The 25702-nt window shown below is 44.6% G+C and carries 17 protein-coding genes; 5 read left to right on the top strand and 12 right to left on the bottom strand.

Annotated features, from left to right (window positions below; genetic code table 11):
• Window positions 1-4: 4 nt before the first annotated feature.
• The 5 genes from BUC01_RS19810 to BUC01_RS19790 all read right to left on the bottom strand — a co-directional run bounded on the left by BUC01_RS19810 (window position 5) and on the right by BUC01_RS19790 (window position 6842).
• A complete protein-coding gene (locus BUC01_RS19810; RefSeq protein ID WP_243462515.1) occupies window positions 5-1507 on the bottom strand; it encodes a DUF3575 domain-containing protein in 1503 nt (500 codons plus the stop codon).
• 144 nt (window positions 1508-1651) lie between these two features.
• Complete coding sequence (locus tag BUC01_RS19805; protein ID WP_025832719.1) at window positions 1652-2473, bottom strand: helix-turn-helix domain-containing protein; 822 nt, start codon at window positions 2471-2473, stop codon at window positions 1652-1654.
• Between the two features lie 18 nt (window positions 2474-2491).
• Entirely contained in the window at window positions 2492-3463 is a 972-nt protein-coding gene (locus BUC01_RS19800) for a hypothetical protein (RefSeq protein WP_073314613.1), read from the bottom strand.
• A gap of 91 nt (window positions 3464-3554) precedes the next feature.
• Entirely contained in the window at window positions 3555-5978 is a 2424-nt protein-coding gene (locus BUC01_RS19795; protein WP_073314611.1) for a TonB-dependent receptor, read from the bottom strand.
• Window positions 5979-6230: 252 nt separating this feature from the next.
• Window positions 6231-6842, bottom strand: coding sequence for a helix-turn-helix transcriptional regulator (locus BUC01_RS19790; RefSeq protein WP_073314609.1), 612 nt, complete (start codon window positions 6840-6842; stop codon window positions 6231-6233).
• 151 nt (window positions 6843-6993) lie between these two features.
• On the opposite strand from BUC01_RS19790, the gene lpdA reads away from it, so the two are divergent.
• The 5 genes from lpdA to BUC01_RS19765 all read left to right on the top strand — a co-directional run bounded on the left by lpdA (window position 6994) and on the right by BUC01_RS19765 (window position 13068).
• Window positions 6994-8343: a dihydrolipoyl dehydrogenase gene (gene lpdA / locus BUC01_RS19785; protein WP_025832714.1), complete on the top strand. Its 1350-nt coding sequence runs from the start codon at window positions 6994-6996 to the stop codon at window positions 8341-8343.
• Complete coding sequence (locus tag BUC01_RS19780; RefSeq protein WP_025832712.1) at window positions 8343-9092, top strand: lipoate--protein ligase family protein; 750 nt, start codon at window positions 8343-8345, stop codon at window positions 9090-9092. Before lpdA ends, BUC01_RS19780 begins: the two co-directional genes overlap by 1 nt.
• Window positions 9093-9157: 65 nt before the next feature.
• On the top strand, window positions 9158-10492 hold the full coding sequence (locus BUC01_RS19775; RefSeq protein WP_025832710.1) for a dihydrolipoamide acetyltransferase family protein: 1335 nt from the start codon (window positions 9158-9160) through the stop codon (window positions 10490-10492).
• Between the two features lie 18 nt (window positions 10493-10510).
• Window positions 10511-12547: an alpha-ketoacid dehydrogenase subunit alpha/beta gene (locus BUC01_RS19770; protein WP_025832709.1), complete on the top strand. Its 2037-nt coding sequence runs from the start codon at window positions 10511-10513 to the stop codon at window positions 12545-12547.
• 17 nt (window positions 12548-12564) lie between these two features.
• A complete protein-coding gene (locus BUC01_RS19765) occupies window positions 12565-13068 on the top strand; it encodes a flavodoxin (protein ID WP_073314607.1) in 504 nt (167 codons plus the stop codon).
• Between the two features lie 253 nt (window positions 13069-13321).
• Here the strand turns inward: BUC01_RS19765 and BUC01_RS25585 are convergent, their stop codons facing one another.
• The 7 genes from BUC01_RS25585 to BUC01_RS19735 form a co-directional block, all read right to left on the bottom strand.
• A complete protein-coding gene (locus BUC01_RS25585; RefSeq protein ID WP_175560903.1) occupies window positions 13322-13468 on the bottom strand; it encodes a hypothetical protein in 147 nt (48 codons plus the stop codon).
• A gap of 427 nt (window positions 13469-13895) precedes the next feature.
• Window positions 13896-16466, bottom strand: coding sequence for a glycoside hydrolase family 2 TIM barrel-domain containing protein (locus BUC01_RS19760; protein ID WP_073314624.1), 2571 nt, complete (start codon window positions 16464-16466; stop codon window positions 13896-13898).
• A 56-nt stretch (window positions 16467-16522) separates the two neighbouring features.
• Window positions 16523-17791, bottom strand: a complete 1269-nt coding sequence (locus BUC01_RS19755; protein ID WP_025832707.1) for a DUF2264 domain-containing protein — start codon at window positions 17789-17791, stop codon at window positions 16523-16525.
• Between the two features lie 12 nt (window positions 17792-17803).
• A complete protein-coding gene (locus tag BUC01_RS19750; RefSeq protein ID WP_051568799.1) occupies window positions 17804-18928 on the bottom strand; it encodes a glycoside hydrolase family 88/105 protein in 1125 nt (374 codons plus the stop codon).
• A 136-nt stretch (window positions 18929-19064) separates the two neighbouring features.
• On the bottom strand, window positions 19065-21005 hold the full coding sequence (locus BUC01_RS19745) for a RagB/SusD family nutrient uptake outer membrane protein (protein WP_025832704.1): 1941 nt from the start codon (window positions 21003-21005) through the stop codon (window positions 19065-19067).
• A 14-nt stretch (window positions 21006-21019) separates the two neighbouring features.
• The gene (locus BUC01_RS19740) at window positions 21020-24505 is read right to left on the bottom strand and encodes a SusC/RagA family TonB-linked outer membrane protein (protein ID WP_244895773.1); all 3486 of its coding nucleotides are present in this window, start codon (window positions 24503-24505) and stop codon (window positions 21020-21022) included.
• 207 nt (window positions 24506-24712) lie between these two features.
• Window positions 24713-25657 carry a FecR family protein gene (locus tag BUC01_RS19735; protein WP_025832703.1) on the bottom strand — a complete coding sequence of 315 codons (945 nt, stop codon included), beginning with the start codon at window positions 25655-25657 and terminating at the stop codon, window positions 24713-24715.
• Window positions 25658-25702: the final 45 nt, after the last annotated feature.

Raw genomic sequence — 25702 nt, 5'->3', positions numbered from 1 at the left:
CATTTCAATTTAATAACCATTGCAGGGTGATGCCGAGTCGGTTGATGCCCCAGTAATTCTTTGTCTTGCTGCCACGGTGGACGCGTATTCCGTCGGTGAGGGTGTATCGGTCGTAATCGGCATGGGTGCAGCCTGCGCCGAGGGAGAAGTCCAGCGACAGGGTTTTGTTCAGCCGGAGCAGGTAGCCGCCGGTGATGCTGCCGCCTTGCAGGTTGCCCTGTTTGCCGGTGGAACCGAGGTGGTAGTTGAACTCGCCGAGGTGGTATAGGATGCCGAGGTAGCCGCGACTTTCCTTGCCTATGTAGTGGCGCACTTCGGGGGAGAGTTCCCAAAGGGCGTATCTTCTGCGTTTGTCGCTCCACGACCATGAAGTCCAGCTGCCGGTTACGAGGATGCTCCAGCTACGGTCGATGCGCCATTCAAGGCCGAGGTCGGGGGTGAGGGTAGCCCAGCGGAGGAGGTTGAAGCGGAGGGAGAGGGCGGAGTATTCGTCATTCTGAGCTTGTCGAAGAATCTCTTCTCCTTGTGATTCGGGGGAGGAGATGCTTCGGCTACGCTCAGCATGACGGATAGAGTCGGTATCATGACGGATAGAGTCAGCATTATGACGGATAGAATTATCAGCATGACGGATAGACTCCTGTCCGGCAGCCTGTCGTTCGGCTTCGGCTTCGCCGGACACTTCCTTATTATACGCCAATACACGCATGGCGGCTTCTTTGCCGACTATCCGCGCCACCTTCTCTACGCTGGCAGGGAAAGTGACCACTACGACATTGCGCAGGCTGTCCGTTCCGTAGGCGCGGGGAATGATACGGTCGGTGACGAACATCTTCTCCGTCAGTCCCATGCGGGTGATGAGTTCCGTCTTCACGCGGCTGTTGCGCAGGTAGGCCATGCGCCGGGCGGACAGGCTACCGGCGGAAGAGGCGGCGTAACTGCTGACATTGACATACATACGCCCGTCACCCAGTTGCGGCATACACGCGCTGAGGCTGTCGCACAGCCGTTGCATTTCGCTTCCGTTCTGCCGGTAAGGGATATAAAACATATCTTTCTCCGGCACGAACCGGAATACGTATTCGCCGCTCCCTTTTTCGCCGTCACCCTTTTCCTGCGCCGTGAGCGGCAGGGCAAACAATGCGAAAAGGGGAAGGAAGATGATTCGCTTCAACATATTCTCTATTATCTTGATAAATTCTTTGGAGGTGATGTCGGGCGGATCGAGATGGAAGGACCGCCGGGAAGTGGGCACCTGTTTGCGCAGTTCCAAACACTCGTTGATGTAGCGCACCAGATACTCCTGGGCACGGTGTAATCTGCATTTATAATAATAAAGGCATGCGGTAAGGAGTATGATTACCAGCAGGGACGTGACAAGCAGCAGCGGCAGCACCGGGGAGGAACCGTCGGTAACGGTGCCATTATTCAAATCAACCGCCATGATTCCACCGGGGCCGATCAGCGCCGGAAGGCAGGCAAAAATGATACTTGTTTCTTTTCCCATTCTGAGTGACACGTCTTGTTTTGTTTAACGTGGCTCAAAGGTAGAGAAACAGGTTTTAGGGCGCAGTGTTTTTATTCGGGTTGTTATACGAATTTATCACTTTTGTTATAACGAAAATCCACGCAAGGACTGTAACTCGTTTATTTATAGTAGATTCCTGCTGTCCCGATATTCGGCGGGAGTCATGCTGAATTGCTCGGAAAAGAGCTTGTAGAAGTTGGGTGGATTCTTGAAACCACATTCCTGGCTTATGGTTTCCACCGTATATTTCGGATGTTCTTTCAGCATTCGGGTGGCATAGTCGAGTCGGAGATTATTGAGATATTGGGAAAAGTTGGTATGGGCATATCGCTTGAAGAGTTTGGGGAACTTATTCTGGGGAACATGCATTTGTTCTATCAATCCCTCCCTTGGAGATTCCGGTTGCAGGAAGAGTTTGCGGCTGATGATTTCGCGCTCCAACTTGTCGAATAGCGCCCGATCGATGTCGTCGCTGTCCGAAGGCTCATCGCTTACGGATGGCTCGTTTTCCGTGAGAGGGGCTTGGGGGGCAAGGAGGCGGGCGGCCTTGTCCCGCTGTTGCAGTTCACTTTCCGCTGCCTGCAATTGTTCCGCCAGTTGCAGGTTCTCTTCCTTACGCCGGAAAAGTTCTTCTTTATATTCCAGCAAATTGTCTATCTTGCTTGCCATTGTCCGGTTTTTGGCCTTGACGATGCGCGAGTGGCGGACGTTGCGCCACAGCAGCACGCCGAGCAGGCCGATGACGCAGGCGGAAAAAAGCAGGAATATCCGGTGTTCCCTCAGTTGGGCGGCCTGCTCCACAAGCTGCGCCTCTTTCTCTTTGGTTTCGTACAGGGTGGCGAAGTCCAGCACTCCGTTCCGCTTTTCGCGCAGGCGCAGGCTGTCCGAGAGGGTGTACATCTGGCGGTAGGTTTGTGCGGCGGCTTTATAGTTGCCCAGCCCCATGTGGGCTTTCGCTTCGGATTAGAGGTCGTACTCCAGATAGAAGTAGTTGACGGTGTCGGCCTGCTCTTTCCAGTATTGCTTGTCGGTGTGGATGGCTTGGAGGGCTTCCCGATAACGACCGGTGGCTATGAGATAGTCGAAACGCATCTGGATGCCGTCTTGGGTGGAGGCGTAGTCCGTCTCTTCGAATTGCCGGTAGAACTCGGCGGCTTTGTCCGGCTGTCCGTTCTCCGCGAAGATGCTGGCAAAGGCGGCGCATACGTTTGCCCGGCGCATGTCATATACTCCGTCGGGGATGTCGGGACAGGCCTTGAACTGTTCCATCAGTTTCTCGTAGCGGGGCAGCAGACTGATGGCTTCCCGGTATTTCCGGTCTTCAAAGGCATAGGTGATTTTTATACCATAGATGTAGATAAGATCGTCCACCGCTCCCCAGGAATGGCTGCCTTCCGTTTCTTTTTCCTGCATCTGCAAGGCTTGTTCCACGTATTTGTCCGCTTCGTCTTTCAGTCCCATGTCGCGCTTGTTCATGCCGATGTAGAGCAGGAGGTTGGCCTCTGAGTTCTTATCGCCCGTTTGCTTGGCTAATTCGATGCCTTTTATGGCGTAGCGGGTGCTTTCGGTATAGTTTCCGGTGGTGTAGTACTGGTCGGTTATCAGTTCGAGCAGCAACAGGGTTTCATCGGAATGCCGGTGGAGGGAGTCGGCGTGATAGGCTGTCAGGGAGTAGGAGAGGGCGGTGCGGTACATATCGAGCCCATTCTGATAGACGGTGCTGCGCATCTGGTCGAGACGGGATGGAGACATCGACCGGCGTGCCTCCATGTCATCAATGAGTTTCAGTGCCCGGTGTGGCTCGGTAAAACTGATTTGTTCTATATATTCCCGGGTATAGACACTGTCAGGTTCCTGCTGTGCATAATTATCAGTTGTCAGACTGACGATGGCAAGCGTACACACAAAGGCTATGAGGCGATAAAGATAATTCATACTACTTTGGGTTTTGTGTTCCGCAACGAATGAAGCGTCTGCAAAAGTAGTATAAAATTATCTTTATCGAGGCTGTTTGGTAAAAAAAGGTTTAGAATCTGCAACGTAATTCAATGCCTGCCTGAATTGGACGGCCTTTCTGCATGAACCCGTTACCCATGCTTTCGAAGTAGAAAGCGGCATAATCTTTGTCCAATACATTGCGAACCCAGAAGTCAATCTGTCCGTTGCCTTTCTGGAGGCTGAGGCGTCCGTTCAGTGTGCCGTAGAAGGACTGGCTGACGTCGTTCTGCTCCGTCCAGTAGATGCGGCCGGCACCGGTGTAGTTGGCGTTTACCTGGATGCGGTCCAGCCAATGGCCCGGGTTGATGCGGAAGATGTATTGTCCGCCCAGGCTCAGGGTGTGTTTGGGGACGAAGGGGACGTAATTGCCGTTGTAACTTATTTCTTCCAGTTTACTGTTGGTGGTGACGTAATCTTTGAATGTGGCGTATGTGTAGCCATAATTTGCAGTCAGCGTGAAGTTGGTGGTAACTGCGCCCGCCAGGGATATTTCAGCTCCGAGGCTGCGACTCTTTCCTGCATTTACCGTTTCACGACCGAGGCCGCTTTGGGCAAAGCGTGATATTTGTTGGTCGCGCGTTTCGAGCCAGAAGAGGGCGGCATCGGCACGCAGACGGTTCTGGAAAAGATTCAGGTGAGTGCCTACTTCATAGTTCCAGGTCTGTTCAGGTTTGTACATGGTGGCGGCTCTGGCATCCGGATTTACTCCGGCGTCAGGAAAATGTCCTTCTACCAATTCCTTATAAGCATCGGGAACATGCGGCATGATTTCTTCTTTAGATTGTTTCATCATATCATTGCGCAGGCTGGATTGCAGTAGGTCGGAGAACATCTGGATGTTGTAGCCGCCCGAACGATATCCTTTGCTGACAGTCAGATAAATGTTCCCGGTGTTTTTCTTGAAATCATATTGCAAGGCAAATTTCGGCAATAATTGCAGATAATCCTTACTGATGGAACCTTCATATTTTGATTCAACAGTCAATGCTGTTTCCGGCATCATCGTGATGTCTCTGATAACTTGTCCGTTCTGTACCATCTGGCCTGTGATACCTACGGTGTAGTCCATGGCTGTACCGGAGTTGTAATCCATTTTCATCTTCTCATAGTCCAGTCGCAGCCCGGCGGTGAAAGAGAGTCCGCCAAGTCCGAATACGTCCCGGAAGGTGGATTGGTGAAACAAGGCTCCGTTCAGAAGCGGTGTCTCGAAATCTCCGTTGATGGGCAGGCGGGTGCTGGTAATCTTTAATGCGGGCATGATGTTCATGCTCGATGTGGGGCCCATCGGCACTTCTATTTTCGATGGAATCACGCTGCCCAACATCTGATCCATCATCGCCATACCATCTCCCTTAAATGTGACCGGTGCAGTCGTATTCAGCCATTGATAGAAGCCGAAGATGCCCGTTGCCCATTGCCAGCGGCGGTTTTCCTTGCTCTTCATCACGATTTCTTCACTGATGGTATTGATGCGCTGTTTCTGTTCGAGGGTATAGGTGTTTCGGGCTGTGAAGTCCTGGTCCAGAAACATACGGTCTTTCAGGAATTGATATCCGGTGACGGCGCTCAATGTGAAGTTTTGTGCCTGATGCTCTATGTTCACTCCGGCATTCAGCAGGTTGCGGTAATAGCTGCTCTCATCGTTGTAGGCAGGCTGGGCTACGTCTCCGGTTGTCTTATCATAGAGTCCGTAGGGGTAACCGCCCTGGTCGCTGTATTCATAACTTACGTTGAAGTCGAGTTTCCAATTCTCACTGGGCAGGTAAATGGCACGGGCGCGTCCACCGGCGGATTGGCCTTTATCTATCTTCTTATTATTAAGTGCCGCATTACGGAAGAAACCTCCTTCATAGTCGTAAAACCCTCCGGCGGAGAAGGCGAACCGCTCGTTTATCCGGTGGTAATGGGTGATGGAAGTATTGTATTGGTTGTGCGTACCGGCTCCTATGCGGAAGTCGGTGCCTTGGTAAGAGAAAGGAGATTTGGTATGCACTTTGATGAGTCCGCCCATTGCATTTCGTCCGTACAGGGTGCCTTGCGGGCCGCGCAGTACGTCGATACGCTCGATGTCGGAGTAGTCGAAGTCGAATGCGGACTTATCTATATAAGGTATGTTGTCGACGTATAATCCTACGGACGGGGTGTTGATACGCGAGCCGATGCCGCGGATATAAACGGCGGAAGTCAGGCGCGAACCGTAGTCGGGAATAAATATATTGGGTACAAGTGCGGTCAGGTTTTTGATTGAGTTCACTTGTGCAGCCTGCATGTCTTGTTGTGAAAGCAGGGTGACGGCGTTTGGCAGTTCGCGCAACTTACGGTTTTCTTTGGGTGCTGCAATGATCAGGACTTCTTCAACGTCCACTATTTTCAGGGTATCCACTTCCTCTGCACATACGTTCCCTATCGACAGGAGTGCCAGGGCAAAGGCTAACAATTTACTCTTCTCCATTTTTTTGCTTATATTATTTAGTTTGCAAAGTAAGGGCATTTCTCTTTTTCCCGCAATCCTCATTAATGAGGATTTAGAGAATGGCTTAACTCTTTTCCCAGGCACTTTTATTGTTTTTTCTGCCGGATGATAAGTTTTTTGTATGTGGAAAGAATAGCTGTTCACTACAATTTTCTTTAGCCGTTGCAGGGAAAAAGGATAAAAGTAGCGGTGCGGCGACTTAGCTTCAAAAGGAGGAGGGGAGTTCAAGGCTTAGATGCGGTCTGCCTCTACATATCCGTGCATCACGGCATAAATAGTCAATCCTGCCACCGATTTAATACCCAGCTTTTCCGTGATATTCTTCCGATGGGAGATGACGGTGGTCAGACTTATATTTAGTTTGTCGGCTATTTCTTTATTGATAAGCCCTTTGGTTATCAGTACCAGCACTTCTATTTCGCGTGGGGAAAGGTCGTGGTCGGCATACGGATTTCCGCAAGAATGTCCTCCGGGGTGTTCCGTTACCGAATGGGGATGACCTCCCTTGTGCCCGAATTGGTGTAGTTGCAAGATACTTTTTATTAAGGCTTTTTCATCCTGATATATATTCAGGGTCGGTATTCCTGCCAGTTGCGGTTGGTTGTCGCCGTTTGCCAGTACAATTGTTTTGGGTTTGCGGGGGAGAAAGAAAGCTGTATGCTCAAAATATATCTGCGCCGAGATAAAATAATGGGCGTACATGTCGGGCGTATCATCCACCAGCTCCTCGAACGAACTGAATACACGGATGACAGCCATCGGGATGATTTCTTCCAGAAGATTCTGCAATCCCAGGCACGAAAGGGTGTTGGAGTCAACAATTGCTATTTCGGGGGCTACCATATAATTCCTTAAATTTCTGCAAAAGTACAGATTATTTTTATGAAACAGGCTGTTACTGCTGAAAAACAGCTACTTCCCTTGTCTTCCCTTATAGAACTTTGCTCTCTCTTTGTTTGTTGTTAGTACATAAATAACTTAATACTACTGATTTATGAAATATGATATAGCTATCATCGGCGGCGGTCCTGCCGGTTATATGGCAGCCGAAAGAGCGGCTGCAAACGGACTGCAAACTGTTTTGTTTGAAAAGAAAGCTATCGGTGGCGTTTGCCTCAACGAGGGGTGCATTCCTACTAAGACTTTGCTCTATTCCGCCAAATTGTGGGACACCATGAAAAGTGCGTCCAAGTACGGCATCTCAGTACCCGACGGTTCGGCATTCGATATGCGGAAGATTATCGACCGTAAAGATAAGATTGTGAAAAAGCTGACCGGTGGCGTGAAGATGACGGTCAATTCGTATGGTGCTGTTATTGTGCCGCAAGAAGCCGTTATTATGGGTGAGGCGGATGGACGTTTCCAACTTTCGGCTGCCGGTGAAGTATATGAAGTAACTTATCTGTTGGTATGTACAGGTTCCGATACATTGATCCCTCCCATTAAAGGATTATCTGAAATTGATTATTGGACATCAAAGGAGGCATTGGAGATCACAACTTTGCCCCGTTCTCTTGTTATTATCGGCGGTGGGGTTATCGGGATGGAATTCGCTTCTTTCTTCAATAGTATGGGAGTGCAGGTGCATGTTGTTGAAATGATGCCCGAAGTATTGGGTGCCATGGATAAGGAAACCAGTGGTATGCTGCGTTCAGAGTACCAGAAGCGCGGGGTTAATTTCCATCTGAATGCAAAAGTTATTGAAGTCGGCAAAGAGGGTGTCACTATTGAAAAAGAAGGTAAGACTGCACTTATCGAAGCCGAAAAGGTACTCGTCAGTGTGGGTAGGAAAGCTAACTTGTCTCAGGTCGGTTTGGATAAACTGAACATTGAACTGCTGCGCAACGGTGTGAAGGTGGATGAGCATATGCAGACTTCCCATCCTCGTGTTTATGCCTGTGGTGACATCACCGGGCGTTCTATGCTGGCACATACTGCCATTCGTGAAAGTGAAGTTGCTGTCAATCATATCCTGGAAGTGGAAGACCGTATGAATTACGATTGTGTGCCCGGCGTGGTGTATACCAATCCCGAAGTAGCGGGAGTCGGTAAGACTGAGGAAGAACTGAAAGCATCCGGTATCAGTTATCATGTCCAGAAGTTACCGATGGCCTATTCCGGTCGTTTTGTAGCCGAGAATGAATTGGTGAACGGACTTTGCAAACTGATATTGGATGACGATGATCGGGTGATAGGCTGCCATATGCTAGGAAATCCTGTTTCCGAATTGATTGTTCTTGCCGGATTTGCCGTGCAGCACGGATATACGGTGGAAGAGTTTCAAAAGACTGTTTTTCCGCATCCGACGGTCGGTGAAATTTTCCATGAAACACTCTTTGCATAATGTTCTGTATTGATAATCGCTGTACGGATATCTATTTTAATCTGGCAGCAGAAGAGTATTTGTTGAAGCAGAAGCGAGGTGACTTCTTCATGCTTTGGCAGTCGGAACCTTCCGTAGTGATAGGGAAACATCAGAGTGTGGCAGCGGAAGCGGACGAGAGGTTTCTGGATGAAAAGGGAATAACGCTGGCACGCCGTTTCTCCGGTGGAGGGGCTGTATATCATGACCGGGGAAACATTAACCTGAGTTTTATTGAAACCGTAAAGCAGCCGGACTTTGGATATTACCTGCAACAGGTCGTCGATTTCCTCGAAATGGTAGGCATCTCAGCTTATGCCGACCAGCGTCTGGGCATTTATGTGGATGAACGGAAAATATCAGGTAGTGCGCAGTGCATACACAAAGACCGTGTGATGTATCATTGTACTTTGTTGTTTTCCACTGATCTGGATACGTTGAATGCGGCGTTGAATGGCGATCCGGATGTGGAAAGCCGTCTACCGGGCTCTCGTACTATACGTGCGGTACCTTCCGTACGGAGTGAAGTTGCTAATATAAAAGAGTTTTTGTCCGAACCCATGGACGTCAAGCGTTTCATGCATTTGCTCTTTCACTCCTTTGTGGATGATGACGATAACCGGATTTACCGCTTCTCTGCCGGAGATATGGAAGCCATCGAACGGTTGAAAGTGGAAAAGTATTCCTGCAAAGAGTGGATATATCAAAAATCCGCATTAACTTTTACTTAAGTTAAAAACTTACTACTCAGTTGTTTGTTGTATAATAATAAACCGAGAACCTAAAACTTAACTATATGTCAAGATTTGAAATAAAGATGCCCAAATTGGGTGAAAGTATAACCGAAGGTACCATCATCTCATGGTCGGTGCAAGTAGGAGACATCATCAAGGAAGATGATGTGTTATTTGAAGTAAATACCGCTAAAGTCAGTGCCGAAATACCGTCTCCGGTAGAAGGTAAAGTTGTGGAAATTTTATTTAAGGAAGGAGACACCGTAGCTGTGGGTACGGTGGTTGCTATTGTCGATATCGGAGGTGAGAACTCCGGGGATGAGGGTGTTGCGGTTGTTTCTAAGACTGCCTCTGAGGAAACTCCTCAAGTCAAGACTGTCAAATCGGAAGAAGAGCGTTGGTACTCGCCTGTAGTTCTTCAGTTGGCTCGTGAGGCCGGCATTCAGCCTGAAGAACTGGATACTATTCCGGGTACCGGATATCAGGGGCGGGTGAGCAAGAAGGACATCAAGAGTTACATTGTCCGGAAACAAAGTGCTGGTGCAACCACGGCGCAACCTGCGGCTGAGCCAAGTCCGCAATCTGTTGCAAGCGTTGCAACGCAATCGGTAGCTATAGCATCTGCCCGGTCATCTGCTAAACCTGCCGTAACTCCCGACGTACAACGTACTGCACCTGCGCCCGGCATATTCTCTGCGGAAGGTGTTGAAGTAAAAGAGATGGATCGTATACGTAAGGTGATAGCCGACCACATGGTAATGTCCAAACATACTTCCCCGCACGTAACCAATGTTGTGGAAGTGGATGTAACGAAACTTGTGAAGTGGCGTGATAAGAATAAAGATGCTTTCTTACGTCGTGAGGGAGTGAAACTTACTTATATGCCTGCCATCACAGAAGCTGTGGCGAAGGCGCTGGCTGCTTACCCGCAAGTGAATGTATCGGTAGAGGGATATAATATCCTCTTCAAGAAACATATCAATATCGGCATTGCCGTTTCTCTGAATGATGGCAATCTGATTGTTCCGGTGATTCGTGATGCCGATCGTTTGAACCTGAACGGACTTGCCGTAGCCATTGATTCACTGGCACTCAAGGCTCGTGATAATAAGCTGATGCCCGATGATATTTCCGGTGGCACTTTTACGATTACGAACTTCGGTACATTCAAGTCTTTGTTCGGTACACCTATCATCAATCAGCCTCAGGTGGCTATCCTGGGAGTAGGATACATCGAGAAGAAGCCTGCCGTAATAGAGACCCCGGAAGGGGATGTGATTGCCATCCGTCATAAGATGTATCTGTCCCTCTCTTATGACCATAGGGTTGTAGATGGCTCATTAGGTGGCAACTTCCTCTATTTTATTAAAGATTATCTGGAAAACTGGAAAGAATAACTTAATACCTTGATAAGTATGAAAAAGTACAATATAAAAACCACAGATGTGGAACTGCTGAAGAAATGGTATTACCTGATGACGCTGGGGCGTGCGCTCGATGAAAAAGCACCCGCTTACCTGTTGCAGTCCCTTGGCTGGTCCTTTCACGCTCCGTATGCCGGACATGACGGAATACAGTTGGCCATCGGACAGGTATTTACCAAAGGAGAAGATTTCCTTTTCCCTTACTACCGTGATATGCTGACTGCCCTTTCCGCCGGAATGACGGCAGAAGAACTTATACTGAACGGTATCTCCAAAGCTACTGATCCGGGAAGTGGCGGACGCCACATGTCCAATCACTTTGCCAAACCCGAATGGCATATCGAGAATATATCCTCGGCTACAGGTACACATGATCTTCATGCAGCCGGTGTGGCACGTGCAATGGTATATTATGACCATAAAGGAGTCGTTATTACTTCACACGGCGAATCTGCCTCATCCGAGGGCTTTGTCTACGAAGCTGTCAATGGTGCCAGCCTTGAACGCCTGCCCGTTATTTTTGTATGGCAGGATAATGGATATGGTATATCTGTTCCGAAGAAAGACCAGACGGCAGCCCGTAAAGTGGCGGATAACTTCTCCGGATTCAAGAATCTGAAGATTATCCATTGTAATGGAAAAGATGTGTTCGACTCCATGAATGCCATGACTGAGGCCCGTGAGTATGCATTGCTGAACCGGAATCCGGTAATCGTACATGCCAATTGTGTCCGTATCGGTTCCCATTCCAACTCTGACAAAGACACTTTGTACAGGGATGAAAACGAACTGGCTTATGTGAAAGAGGCTGATCCGCTGCTGAAGTTTCGCCGGATGCTGTTGCGTTACAAGCGTCTCACCGAGGAAGAGCTGAAAGAAATAGAGGAGAAAGCAAAGAAAGACCTGGCTGCTGCCAATCGTAAGGCGCTGACAGCTCCCGATCCCGATCCTAAAAGCATTTTCAACTATGTATTGCCGGAACCTTACGAACCGGAAAAATATAAAGATGGGACACATCGTGAGACAGAAGGAGAGAAGAAATTCTTTGTAACTGCCATCAATGAGACGCTGAAAGCAGAGTTCCGTCATAATCCTGATACCTTCATTTGGGGGCAGGATGTTGCCAATCGGGATAAAGGGGGCGTGTTCAATGTAACCAAAGGAATGCAACAGGAATTCGGCGAAGCTCGTGTATTCAGTGCACCTATTGCCGAAGATTATATTGTCGGCACAGCAAATGGAATGAGCCGTTTTGATCCTAAAATCCGGGTAGTGATAGAAGGTGCGGAGTTTGCCGACTATTTCTGGCCTGCCGTAGAACAATATGTGGAATGTACCCATGAGTATTGGCGCAGCAACGGACAGTTTGTTCCTAATGTAACTTTACGTCTGGCTTCCGGTGGTTATATCGGTGGTGGACTCTATCACTCGCAAAATCTGGAGGGTGCTTTGGCTACTTTGCCCGGAGCGCGGATTGTTTGTCCATCCTTTGCTGATGATGCTGCCGGACTGCTCCGTACAAGTATACGCTCCCGTGGGTTTACGCTGTTTATTGAACCGAAAGCATTGTATAATTCCGTAGAAGCAGCCACCATCGTCCCTGATGATTTTGAAGTTCCTTTTGGGAAAGCGCGTATTCGCCGTGAGGGCAGTGATCTGAGCATTATCACCTATGGTAACACAACGCATTTCTGCCTGAATGTTGCCGAACGTTTGGAAAAAGAAGGTGGCTGGAGTCTGGAAGTGATTGATATCCGTTCTTTGATACCGTTGGATAAAGAAACCATTTATGAGTCTGTGAAGAAGACCAGTAAAGCTCTGATTGTTCATGAAGATAAAGTCTTTGGTGGCTTCGGCGGTGAGATAGCAGCCAGTATTGGTACAGACTTATTCCGTTACCTGGATGCACCGGTGCAGCGTGTAGGTTCTACCTTTACTCCTGTAGGTTTTAATCCGATACTGGAACGTGCCATTCTGCCGGGTGCAGATAGAATTTATGAAGCAGCCAAGAAGCTGCTGGAATATTAATTTAATAATAAGTTATTATGAAAGAGATAGGATTATTTTATGCAATGAATGCTGCCAAGACTTCTCATATCGCAGAGAAGATACGTGAGAAGCTCGGACATAAAGAAGTGGAAATGATTATGATAGAAAAAGCTTGGCAGAATGATTTCCAGGCTTATGATAAACTGATAGTAGGTGCTTCTACCTGGTTTGATGGTGAATTGCCCACCTATTGGGATGAGATGATACCGGAGATAGAAAGCCTCGACCTGAAAGACAAGAAAGTTGCTCTCTTCGGGCTTGGTGACCAAATCGGGTATCCCGATAATTTTGTTGACGGCCTGGGAATACTGGCTGATGCTTTTGAAAAGGCAGGAGCTGTTCTTGTCGGATTTACGTCTGCCGAAGGTTATTCATTTAACCATTCAAGAGCTTTGAGGGATGGTAAATGGTGTGGGCTGGTGATTGATATAGAGAACCAGTCGAAGCTGACGGATAAACGTATAACGGACTGGTGTGAACAGTTGAAGAAAGAATTCTGAGATAACATGAGGGGCTCGTTAGAGGGCCCCCTTATTTTATATTACTTTGATTCCATCAGGAACTTTGATTGTAGATTTTTCCATTAGTTCCTTTAACATGCTTGATATAGACTACACCGAATGGAATAGGGAAGGTCCTTTCCGCCCATTCCAAATCGCCAAGATGGGGAGTAATGTGAAGAGTCTTGCAGCCTGCATCCACTATCTTGACATCTAAAATGTACTGTGTCATCCTGGGGGTAGGTCCGGAGGCTCATCCATGACAAAAGCTGTGCCGGAAACTGGGATAACAGTAATCACCGAAGTCTTTGTGGATATCATCTTTACCTTTGAGAACAAAATCATCCAGTCTTGCGGCATTATGTGTCCAGTTCAGATTGAAATCTTTCATATCACTCATGGCATGGTTGTTTGTGGGATATCTCTTTCTCCGTTTGCCGCCATCATTCTAGCTACAGGTGTCACTTACGGATTCTTCGAAACGGATGCGTATGGCGGGGGGCCAAGGTTTGGCTGAATCCAATACGAGTTTTAAACCTCTGTGCAGTTCCCGACCATAATTTTAGCTCATAATAGTGATGTGTCCCCCTTAAACCAAAAGAGGCTGAACTCAAAAACTATTTTGAGACAGCCTCATTCTTATCAAACAATTCTTAATTAATGTCGTTTAGTTAACTTGAACAATAGATATCCGGTGTCAACCGAAGCTGTGTTCCCATGCAGATCACATTATTAACGGTTGCCAAGTTGAATAATCAATTTAGATGAAAACTATTTGTTTCAGGTTTATCGGTTTTGAGGCTTTCGTTGATTGGAATCTCCTATAATCAAAGTCGTCTCACCTTAATACCTGCTAAAAAGGCTTTTCCTTTTATGGTATTCAAGTTAATTGTTATACAATTATCATTGTTTTGTACTATATAACGACGTTTAAAAGCTGTGCGATAGTGTCCATAGTCGACTGGTGAGAAATTTGTTTCGACTTGTTTCCCGCAAATAGAAATATTGAAGTACGTTTCTCCAGAATGTTTTTCTCCACTGCTCTTACCCAAAAGATTAGCTAACTGAGTTGCAGGCTTAGTGACATCAGCCATGAGCAATTCTATTTCATAATCTCCCTGAGGCGCATCAATCTTGTACGCAAAGTTGCCCTCACGCCATGTTTGATACAATGGTCCGTCCACAGTATTGTGTATCTCTGAGGTAGTACTGTGTTCTTCTCCATCTATATATCCCCAATTACCAGAAGTATAGGGCTGGTCGGGAAGCCAGGTAAGACTACTTATATCTGAAGTATAAAAACAGTTACTTCCTACATTGATAGCCAATTCATCTCCAGCAGCAATATTAGGGAATGGTTGAAAACATATTTTCATAGCATCCTGAACTGTCTTCCCATTATTCACACCTTGCACTAAAATAGTTGATTCGCCTTTGGGCAGTAGCACATTGAAAATGGTATGGCAATTGAATATCTTTTGGCTTCCTACGGACTGCCCGTTAACAAACAACTCTACTTCCGGCATATTTGAATAAATTTTGATGGCCTGTGGCTTGTTTGTTTCTCCCACACGAGTGTCCCAGTCTTGACTGGCTATTCTTAATATCGGAACATCTTTGCGCCATAAAGCTTTAAAATAATAAGCCACATCCTTCAAGGTACGATTGTTGTAGGCCACTCCTTTATTGTTTACTCTTGGCATGGATTCCTGACGCGCTGCCACGTTGAAATCAATAAAGTTCCAATATGCGCATCCGCTTATCCATTTCGTTTCTTCAATGAACGGAAGATAATGCTCAATGTAAGTTTGTTGATATTCAATGCTGAAATCAAATGCACGTCCATTGGTAGTGTGCAATCGTTTGTCACTTCCTGCACCCCACTCGCTGATTATTATCGGTTGGTTTGGATAACGACGATGTTGGTCCTTACACCAAGCATTGAAGTCTTTTAGTTCACCCACATACCAACCATGATAAAGATTCCACCCAACAACATCTTCTAAGTTTAGACCTATTTCGTTGTAGAGGTTTGTCATATTGAAAGCCATCACACTTACTCTGCTGGGGTCTTCTTCTTTGAGAACTGTTTCCAAACGTTGGGCCAACGCAACGGTGCGTTCTTTGCAAGCCGGCCATTCGGGTTTGTCAACCGCAGGTGTTGTCAAGAGTATTTCATTCATATATCCCCAAGCGATAACAGACGGATGGTTGTAGTGTTGACGTATCATTTCGCGCAGATTTTGTTCGCAATTATCATCATATCCCGGTGTGTCGGGCACTATATTTATAATAGGAATTTCTTCCCATGCCAATAATCCTAATTCATCGCACATCTCTAAAACAGTATCGTCTTGCGGATAGTGTGAAATTCGAATAAAATTGCATCCTAACTCTTTCATTAAGGCGATGTCTCGACGATGTGCTTCGTCATCTAATGCTACGCCCACCGGAGCTTGATCCTGATGCCGATTGAACCCTCGCAATTTGTATGGCTTTCCGTTGAGGCTAAAGCCTTTATTGCCATCAAAGGCAAACCATCGAAAGCCTGTTTTATGTATTTTCTCGTCCAGCAGTTTGCCCGTTTTTAAGTCTGTCAATGTTGTCTTTATCAGATAAAGTGACGGTGTCTCAGGAGTCCACAGGCTTGGATTTTGAATATCATCCGATATACATTCGACAGTGCGCGTTTCACCGGCCTTTAATTTTAACTTTCGATTGATGGTTTGTAGCAGTTCTCCCTCCGGACTGTAGATTGCATTTTTAACTTCCAGAGTTGTGGCTTTCAGAGCGTCATTACTCACCTCGCTACGTACTTTCAGTACACCGTTTTTCTTGTTAGTAATTGAAGCATTGATGAAGATACCATCAGAGCCCATATTGGTCATATTGAAGTGTTGTTCTGGAGTCGAGATGAGCCACACGTCTCTATAGATACCTCCCCAGAATGTAAAATCGGCTGATATTGGCGTAATGTCTTTCCTTGAATTGTCCACTGTGATTTCAATCGTATTCTCTTTTTGAATGTAATTGGTGATATCCATCGTGAAAGCGGTATATCCACCTGCATGACAGCCTGCCTTATTACCGTTCACACTAACCGCAGCTGCTTTGCTGGCAGCATCTACCTTCAGATAATAACGACGTCCTTTCACGATGTCAGGTAAAACAAGTGTACGCCTGTAAAGTCCTTCTCCCTGGTAGTAATTCCGTTGTTTGTAGGCATCTTGGTTAAAGGTATGGGGAAGATTGACTGACTCCCATTTCTCGTCCATAGGTTTACGAAATTCCCAATTGTCATTGATGGTTTTCATTTCCCTTTGCGCTTGCAAAGTGGTAGTGGCAAGCATTGTTATTGCGGCAAGCACTCCTATTTTGAGCAGAATTCTATTTATCATAATCTTTTCATTATTATTATTTGAATTTTGGCTTTTGGTCAATTTCATAAATTCTTTTATTGATAGTTCATGTGGAACTTCTCATAATATGTATGATCTTTAGGGAAATCCTCACCTTCCCAAGCCTTCTTTGATGTCCATGATTCAGCTGGTGCTGTCCAAAATGAATGATCAGCCGGCAGCCCTAATGGCAAGAATGCCAATGACGCTAAATAAAGGCTTCCATTATTAGTATATACATTGGCAGTATCGGGTTGTTTGCCGTTGAAGCCAAGCGTCAGAAATCCATTTTCATTGAAATTTCGTTCATCGGCAAACATTCGTTGGATAACAGCAGTCATTGCCGCTCTTACTTGACCATTACTGAGCTCTTTAGGCAATAACTCTTTCCAAGTTACCAAGGCTAAAGGTTGGAGTACGCCGGTTCGATAAGTGATGGAGCGCCCAAATACAGGAAATGTACCTTCAGGAGATATAAGATGTTCCAGAATTACACTGTAACGCTGCATACGCTTGGTGGCATGCAAAAATGTGGTCCCTGCCCATTCCCGTTTAATTTTTCCGCCATTGGTAAGTACTTCCATGCATTCGAATAGCATAGGGTGAATGACAAAACTATTATAATAGTCGAATGCAAACGAAGGCCCATCCGAATACCATCCATCGCCAATGTACCATTCTGAAATTTTGCGCAAAGCAGAGTCAATACGGTAGTAGTCGGCTTTTCCTTCCACTTTGTGAAGAAAAGCTTCTATGGTTGAAGTGAAGAGCAACCAATTGGTGTACAGGGGATTGATACGCCGCAAGGAAATGAACTGGGTTATATAGCGTTCTTTAGTGATATTGTCAAGTGGCATCCAAAGCGAATCATAACCACGGATAAAGCTTTCTGCAATATAAGCAGCATCAACTAAGGTCTGAAAATTTTCACTCCATAGTAAATAGTCTGGAGATGACGGGTCAACAGCATTTTTATAACTTTTTAAAGCCCAAATCCTTAATTGCTTTCTTTGCTTGCTTTCTGCTGAATCATCATCGGGCAACGAAAGCCAGGGTGCAACTCCGGCCATCAGGCGGCCAAAACATTCCATATAAGAGACACGTTTATCGCGTCCGTCCCAAGTAGGGCTAAGTTCAAGTTGCATATTCTCCTGCAACTTTCCTTCACTCATATTGCTTAATACTGGCGCTGCCATTCGATACATGATTTTATACCACATCTCACGGTCTGATATTTCTTTCCCTTTTTTCTTCTGTTTAGCACATAAGTCGGCAGAAGAAAATAAGAATAACATTGTAAACAAATATAAAGTAATCTTATTCATCTAATTATTTTTTTATTTTAAAAAGCGTACCCGTTCGCAAGCAGCGAGTAAAAACACTCCCACTCCAAAATTGTAATATGAATCTGCATCAACTATTTGTCCAGGGATGGCCTTTTCGCCGATAGGCTGAATATATCCTATCTTTCCATCAGTTTGTAATGCCACAGTTTTTAGGTATTTCCATGATTTTTCTGCTATTGGTAAATAGGTGTTCGCATCAAGTAGTCCATTATTAATTCCCCACAGATAACTGTAGGTAAAAAGGGCTGTTCCGCTTGTCTCAGCTCCCGGCGCTTGATCAGGATCAATAAGGCTGCGTGTCCAATATCCTTCGGGTTGCTGGCAGGTAGCCAAAGCTTTAGCCATGGCTTGGTATCGAGCAATATATTCTGGGCGGTATTTGTCGTTAGTCGGCAATTGTTTCAATACTTTAGCTAATGCAGCGAATGCCCATCCATTTCCACGTGCCCAAAAATCCTTTTTACCATTAATTGTCTGATGAACTGGATATAAATATTTGGCATCCCGATAGTAAAGTCCGGCTTCGGTGTCATACATTATACTATCTGTAGTTGCTAAATATTGATGCAACTTTTCCAGATACAATGGATTCTGTGTTATGTCATACATCTTCACCATGACTGGCATTACCATGTAAAGGGCATCTACCCAATGCCAGTAATCAAGTTTAAGTGTAGACATTTGATATTCCATCACTTCTCGGGCACGGGCTATTTTCATTGTGTCTGGATTAAGTTTATATAGATCCGCGTAGGTCTGAAAGCAGATTTGCCAATCTCCAAAAAGCACATATTCCGGTGTTTCACCATAAGTGCTTCGCCATTCTGACTTATTGTTGCCAGTAGCACCTTTCCATTGATTGTATTCAGCCCAATCAATGGAATATTGCATATAGCTTTTATTTCCGGTCAGCGCATAAACTTCCATATTTCCGGTATGATAAACGGCGTCATCCCAAAATGAGCGGACTTGTGCTTTGTGGGTAGATTGATATTGCTGATTTACTCGATGGATAATCTTCAACACTTCTTCTGCGGTTTCAGTACTTTCTTTCTTATTGCTGCATGAAGCAACTAATAATACAAGAATTCCTAATATATATTTTATGTAATGCATATTTCGGTTAATGGTTGATTAATAGTATAGTAGACTTATCTCATAAAAAGCTACATTTAAAAATGAATTGATGCAATTCTATTGACGATTATATCTTTATTAATAGAGCTTGCACCAATTCATTTTTCTATGCAGATTATTGCTCATTGGCAACAGCTTCTTCCCAAGTTTTCCATTTCTCAACTGATGGGTTATAGCCATCATAACCAGGATTCTGACTCAGTTCACCTAATAAATTTGCATCAATGGCGCTTTGTGGTATGGGCCAGTTGATATTGTGGCGTCCCATAGTGTATTTACGCCCTTTTACTATTGGAGCATCAGGTTTATTATAATAATTGTTGTACTTGCAGATGCGATGCCACCAAAAACTGTCTTCATGAAGTTTATTTATATCATAAGTCTTTCCTTCGTTGTCAGGTTTCCCACTCAAGGCCAAGGAATATGAAATGCGACTTAGTTCAGTAAATCTCCATTCTTCCATATAAAGTTCGCGAGCACGTTCATCCACAATGTTATCTATATCGACTTTGGAATAGAGGATTTTGCATTTTGCACGTTTGCGGATGGTATTGACGTCTGCCGTAGCTTCTTCAATATTGCCCAAGTAGTAATTAGCTTCTGCACGTAGCAGATAAGTTTCGGCCAATCGGTACAAATAAAAATCAGCGTATCCGCTACCCTGATAATTATTAAGGTTAGCAGCTTCATCTTCGGGAGATTCTGACCATGTTTTGTAGTGTGGCCAGTCAAACCAAGTACGTATGGTGTCACTACAAAGAATCTGTTTTTCTCCTTTTTCATTGATGTGGATATAGCTTAGGTTCTGGCCATAGTATGCTGAGTTCGGATTGTTGTATTTGATATCTTCCATATGTACCCAGTTGCCCACTTGAGAGTTATGCCTCAGATCACCGTCATCATGTGTATTATTCAGATACCACAATGAATTCTCTGCAAAATAGGTGGGGCGCACAACCCCCACACCGCGTCCGAGAGCCCTGTTATAGTCTAATGTGGCATCATAAGAAGCATTTGTCAAGGCAAAACGATCTACTGCCAGCTTATTATCAGGAGTAGAAATGGAGTTCGAATTCCACCAAGGCACCATGTTACGCATTGTACGTGTACGAATACCGGAGTCGGACCCGTAGCGATTGGGCATTACCAATATAGCTTCCGTATTGGCGGCAATGGTCTTGTTGTTGCCTTGGTGTAAGTTCCAAATCACATTGTTTGTAATGTTCCAAGTAGCTGGATTGGGGTTTGAGAAGGTACCGAAAGTTTCTGTCATTAATGCATAGCCTGACTTGTCTATCAGTATATCAGCTTGTTCTTTGGCTTTCTGAAACTCCCCATTAGCCAAATAGCACTTGATCAGCAACTGTCGGCATGCCCCCTTATTAATCATGCCAATATAAGTCATATCCTTCTGTTCGGGCACATGTTGCACTGCAAATTCCATATCTTGCACTAGTTTCTTGATGATGGCCTCACGCTTTGTGCTTTTATAGTTTTGTTTAGGCTTGTCAATGATTTTAGAAACAAAAGGTATATCGCCAAACTGGAAACAAAGATTCAAGTATCGGTATGCACGGTGAAAATAAGCTCGGCCTAAATATTCGCTTTTGGTTGTTTCATCCAGTCCTTCAACCTTGTCAATATAACTGATGATTGTGTTGGCGTATTTAATGCCATTGTAGGTCTCTCCCCAAAAGATGACAAGGCGATTCTGGTCGAAGTTATACCAACCATTATTGGGAGTGAAGCGTTCGTTAATATCACTGAATATAAGAGCATCATCTGTTTTGGATGCTACAGCTAGGTCTGAAAATAAATATTCGCTCATTAAGGGAAGCATCAGGTCGCAAGCTTCCGTGTTAGTCCAATAGGCACGTAATGCTTTATCTGCCGAAGCCAAAGCTGAATTGAGCCCTTCTACTGTGCTGAATGTTACCGAAGGTTCATAAAGTGAAAGCGGATCAGGTTTCAGGAAGTCGTCAGAGCAACTCACAGAGGATAATTGAATACAAACAATTCCAATTAATATCCTAAATATGCTTATATAGTTTTTCATAATTCGTTATACTTTTAAAATGTTAAGTTAATTCCGAGTGAATAAGTGCGTGGGGCTAAACCACCGGTTTCAGGATCACCATATTCCCATTCTTTGCTCCAAGTTGCTACGTTGCGGACAGTAGCAAATACTTTGGCATTCAGAATCTTATATTTCTCAAGAAATTCCTGGGGTATGTTATAAGCTACTGAGATATTTTCCAAACGAATAAATGAACGGTCGATAACGCGTGCAGGAGCAGATATGCCGGTAGGGCCCTGTGCGCTTAGCCGTGCATAGGTATTAGTCGGATTGTCCACAGTCCAGTATTTCTTGGTGTATACATTTCGGCAATTTGTTATCTGTGAATAGTTGTTATCATTGTTGAGATAGTTGGTATCAAGGCTTTTGTGCCCCATATATGAATACATATTGAATGAAAAACTCCAATTCTTATAAATAGTGAAGTTATTTCTCAGTGACCAATGCACAGGAGGCGTGGTTTCACCCATAAATTGCTTGTCTTTATTGTTGTAAACCGGAGTCACACTTCCATCAGCATTTACTTTGTCATCGGCCGTATAGATATTTTGCACTTTCGGGTCACCTGGGCGCTGACCATATTTGGCTGCCTCTTCTACTTCGTCCTTTTGCCAAATGCCAGTAACCTTATAATCCCAAATAGCACTGACAGGATGTCCGATGAACCAACCGTTGGTTACATCGTCGCGCTCTTTGGCCGTTGTGTTTCCTGCCGCATCTATAATTGTTTCAGACTCCCCATAAAGTTTCTTGATAGTGTTTTTATTGACAGACAGGGTAAACCCTGTTTCCCATTTAAAGTTCTCTTTTTCAATGTTACGCGAATTGATTGATAATTCAAAGCCACGGTTCTCAATTCTACCTAGATTGGTGGTAATAGAATTGAATCCTGTGAAGCTGGGCAAAGACTGGTTCATAATCATATCGGTAGTAGGCATCACGTAGTATTCCAGACTTGCGTTGATGCGATTATTCAAAAATCCCAAATCGAGACCGATGTTCCAAGAGGTGGTTTTTTCCCATTGTAAATTAGGATTAGCCAGTCGGCTCACGAAAAGATATTTTAAGTCCATCAAAGCTCCAGAGGCTGCATTTATGTATCCCTGTGTATATTTGCCCAAAGATAGGTTGGCTAATGCCAAATACGAATCAGCTAAACTGCGATTACCATTCTGGCCAAATGACAGGCGCAACTTACCTGAACTTAATGGTTCCCAGGCCCAGAATTTCTCATTAGTGAAAGTCCATGCTAATGCTCCGGAAAAGAAGTTGGCGTAAGGATTGGTTGTTCCGAATGCCGAATAGCCATCGCGCCTGAAGGAGAATGTAGCCATATAAGTATCATTGTATGAATAAAACAAGCGGGCTAAATAGCCGCAAGCTGTTTCACGTGTGTCTGTAGAGCTAAATGAACTCAGATTCTTGTCGCCATTGGCTGTGCCGTGCAATCCCAAAGCTTCTGACGGCAAGATGTTGCGGGCGATAATTTCGTCTGCCCATGATTGCCGCTCTTCCGCTTCTTGTACTAAGGTCAGGATCGTGTGATGTTTTTTAGCCCACGTATAATCCCAGGTAATGGTGTTGTTAAGCGACCAGTCAAACCGCTTGCCCTGATTGCGAGTAACGCGATTATGAGTTTCGGCTTGCCAGTCAGGATGCTGAGACGATTGATAATAGCGGTTGTGATAGTATTGGTATCGGGGTGCGACATTGAATTGGTATGTAATGCCAAAAGGTAATGTCACTTTTGAATTAAGTATGCTGTTAAGCACCATGTATCCACGGTCAAGATCCATATATTGGCGGTCATAGTCAAAATTATATCCTTTCCAATAAGCATTTTCTCCCATAGGGTGGGGTACTAACTCTCCGTTGTCGCCATATGGTGTAGTAAATGGACTGTTATCCAATATTTGGCTTTCCCAGTTGGTTGCAATATCCCCATCCGTGCGATTCTGAAAATTGATGTTGGCACCCACACTGAGCCAAGGGGTTATTTGGGTATCAAGTTTGATGTTTGAACGTACTGCACTATATTCATTACCTCTTGCTACACCTTCGTTTGAAAGATAGCCCAATGAGATGTAATAATTTACTTTTTTAGAGTTCCCGGAAACGCTGACATTATAATCTTGGTTCAAGCCCGTGTGGAAAGAGTGGTCATACCAATCGAAGGTTCGTCCCAATAGAAAATTATTCAGTGTTATGTCACTGGCTTGCAGTCCCAAACGTCTTCCCCAGATTTCCTCTATGCTCATAGATTCGTCCTGTTTGGTTTGAGCTTTCCAGGCATCTAATGTGATGCCATGCTTATTCAAATTAGCCTCAGTGGGGCGATTGTAATATTCTGACGGCGTATTGCCCGTCTGATATGTTTCGTATTTTCCTGTTTGGGGATTTACACCATAAGTGTCTGTTATGTAAAAATCCTCGCGATATTTCAAGTATCCGTTTGCATCATACACTTTTCGGTTATCGCCAATTGTGACGAAACCTACATTTGCGCTGAAGTTGATAACAGGCTTCTCAGAACGACCTTTTTTTGTCGTTACGATAACTACGCCATTTGCAGCCTTGGCACCATATACAGCGGCTGAAGAAGCATCTTTCAAAACATCAATCTGGCTGATGTCGTTAGGGTTGATTTCAGACAGTTCACCATAAAAAATCATGCCGTCCAGTATAATCAGTGGGTCGTTGTGTCCTCCATCTGAATAGACAGAACGCTGTCCACGTACCTGCATGGAACCGCCTCCTTTAGCCGAACCATCGAAGCCTATACGTAGTCCGGCTGTTCCACGCAGCACATCTTGTACCGTTTTGGGAGCCTCGTTTGAAAGTTCTGCGGGGCGGACCTGAGACACAGCACCGGTCAGATCTTTTTTCTTCATGGTGCCATATCCTATTACCACCACTTCATCCAGCATCTCAGTGTCTTCTTTCAGAATAATATTGAGATTTTTTTGGTTTTCTATGTTTACTTCTTGTGAGACGTATCCGATATAAGAAATTTGTATTATCGCATTAGCTGAAGCTTCTAGCACGAATCGTCCATCTATATCTGTAATTGTACCTATTGACTGACCTTTCACTGTTATATTGGCACCGATAATCGGCTCACCCTCTTGGTCCTTTATTATACCTGTTATTTTATTGCTCTGTTGGGCTATATCCTTAGCTTTGCTCATCAGCATGATATTCTTGCCTTCCATGGCATAATAAATATCAGTACCTGCGAACACTGTATTCAAAACTTCAGCTACCGATTTGTTCTCTGCATTTACTTGAACAGTACGTTTGAGGTTAACTTCGTTCACATTGTATACAAACAAATAATCAGTTTGCTTTTCTATCTCATTAATTATTTTACCTGTTGATATTTTATCTGCCACAACAGTCACTTTCATTACCTGTGAATAAGATTTCGTGGCAAAAGCCGTCCCAGCAAATATAAACAGGGCTAAGGCTGTGATTTTCATAATATGGAATAAATGTTTAATTTCTACAATAGATTCCTGATACAAAATATTTTTCATATATTTGCATTACTAATTTTAGGTTTTTACTTAAGATTATTAAAGAAAACTGTCAATGCGTAATTGACTACCCATGGGATGGTGTTGCAGCACTGTCCCATTTCTTGTTATTCGAGTGTGTTACTTCATAGGCAAAATGATTTTAAAGGATTAATTAATAGTGATTACATTCTTCTCGTCATCTTTTTTGTAGGTAAATTTATTATTCAGTCTGAGGACTCTCAAAACATGTTCTACTCCATCTCCCGTTCTGAATTTACCTGTATAACGATTGTTTAGTATTTTGGTATTGTTGACAATGATGCTAACTCCATAATATAGTTTTAGCTTTTCCAGCATGTCTTTGACGGAGACATTATTGAAACAAATCAAACCTTCACGCCACAAAAAGTGGTCAGGTTCTTTAATTTGTCCTTTTGTTAGCTTGTTTCCTTTCAGACTTGCCATTGTATTGGATTCCAACTTCATTCCGTTCATTGTAGTACCTGGGATTAAGATTTCTACAGCTCCTTCCAATAAGGCCGTTTCCCAGATACTATCCGTTGCATAGGCCATTACATTAAATTCTGTACCCAATACCTTGACATTACATTTGTTTGTTTCTACAATAAAAGGTTGTTTTTTATTTTTAGTGACAGCAAAGTAACCTTCACCATCCAGCTTTACATTCCGGATATTACCATTGAAATGTCCCGGAAAGGTTAATGTACTAAGCGAATTCAGCCATACTTTAGTACCGTCTGCCAACATTAGTTCGGCTCGTTGTCCGGCGGGTACATGTATGGATTGTAGTGACTCATTTTGTTCTGCTTGTTGCTTTTCGGACCAATAGTGTGTACCTAATAGAATAACTGCGAATATTGCTGCAATTTTTGCAGTCTCTATCCAAAGTGTACGCAATGTAAAATGCTTTTTTAACTGTTTATTTTCTGTTTTTACAGGTTCCGTGCGCCATAGGGCAATATCATGTAGCTTGCGCTGTGCCATATATTCGCGTATGTTCTCCGGGCTCTCTTGCATCCACTTGGTAATACATTGTTTTTCGATTTCAGTGGCATTGCCGGATATATATTTTTGAAGTAATTCAGAATTCATACTTTATGTTATTTTATATAGTAACGACTAAAGTGGAAACAACCC

It is taken from the genome of Bacteroides stercorirosoris, assembly GCF_900142015.1.
Lineage (GTDB): Bacteria > Bacteroidota > Bacteroidia > Bacteroidales > Bacteroidaceae > Bacteroides > Bacteroides stercorirosoris.
Note: the sequence above shows the minus strand (reverse complement) of the source record. Positions and strands in the feature narration are given on the sequence as shown.

Coding starts and splice junctions, on each gene's coding strand:
- BUC01_RS19810 (WP_243462515.1), bottom strand. CDS start 1,507: ATGGGAAAAGAAACAAGTATCATTTTTGCCTGCCTTCCGGCGCTGATC.
- BUC01_RS19805 (WP_025832719.1), bottom strand. CDS start 2,473: ATGGGGCTGGGCAACTATAAAGCCGCCGCACAAACCTACCGCCAGATG.
- BUC01_RS19800 (WP_073314613.1), bottom strand. CDS start 3,463: ATGAATTATCTTTATCGCCTCATAGCCTTTGTGTGTACGCTTGCCATC.
- BUC01_RS19795 (WP_073314611.1), bottom strand. CDS start 5,978: ATGGAGAAGAGTAAATTGTTAGCCTTTGCCCTGGCACTCCTGTCGATA.
- BUC01_RS19790 (WP_073314609.1), bottom strand. CDS start 6,842: ATGGTAGCCCCCGAAATAGCAATTGTTGACTCCAACACCCTTTCGTGC.
- lpdA (WP_025832714.1), top strand. CDS start 6,994: ATGAAATATGATATAGCTATCATCGGCGGCGGTCCTGCCGGTTATATG.
- BUC01_RS19780 (WP_025832712.1), top strand. CDS start 8,343: ATGTTCTGTATTGATAATCGCTGTACGGATATCTATTTTAATCTGGCA.
- BUC01_RS19775 (WP_025832710.1), top strand. CDS start 9,158: ATGTCAAGATTTGAAATAAAGATGCCCAAATTGGGTGAAAGTATAACC.
- BUC01_RS19770 (WP_025832709.1), top strand. CDS start 10,511: ATGAAAAAGTACAATATAAAAACCACAGATGTGGAACTGCTGAAGAAA.
- BUC01_RS19765 (WP_073314607.1), top strand. CDS start 12,565: ATGAAAGAGATAGGATTATTTTATGCAATGAATGCTGCCAAGACTTCT.
- BUC01_RS25585 (WP_175560903.1), bottom strand. CDS start 13,468: ATGAGTGATATGAAAGATTTCAATCTGAACTGGACACATAATGCCGCA.
- BUC01_RS19760 (WP_073314624.1), bottom strand. CDS start 16,466: ATGATAAATAGAATTCTGCTCAAAATAGGAGTGCTTGCCGCAATAACA.
- BUC01_RS19755 (WP_025832707.1), bottom strand. CDS start 17,791: ATGAATAAGATTACTTTATATTTGTTTACAATGTTATTCTTATTTTCT.
- BUC01_RS19750 (WP_051568799.1), bottom strand. CDS start 18,928: ATGCATTACATAAAATATATATTAGGAATTCTTGTATTATTAGTTGCT.
- BUC01_RS19745 (WP_025832704.1), bottom strand. CDS start 21,005: ATGAAAAACTATATAAGCATATTTAGGATATTAATTGGAATTGTTTGT.
- BUC01_RS19740 (WP_244895773.1), bottom strand. CDS start 24,505: ATGAAAATCACAGCCTTAGCCCTGTTTATATTTGCTGGGACGGCTTTT.
- BUC01_RS19735 (WP_025832703.1), bottom strand. CDS start 25,657: ATGAATTCTGAATTACTTCAAAAATATATATCCGGCAATGCCACTGAA.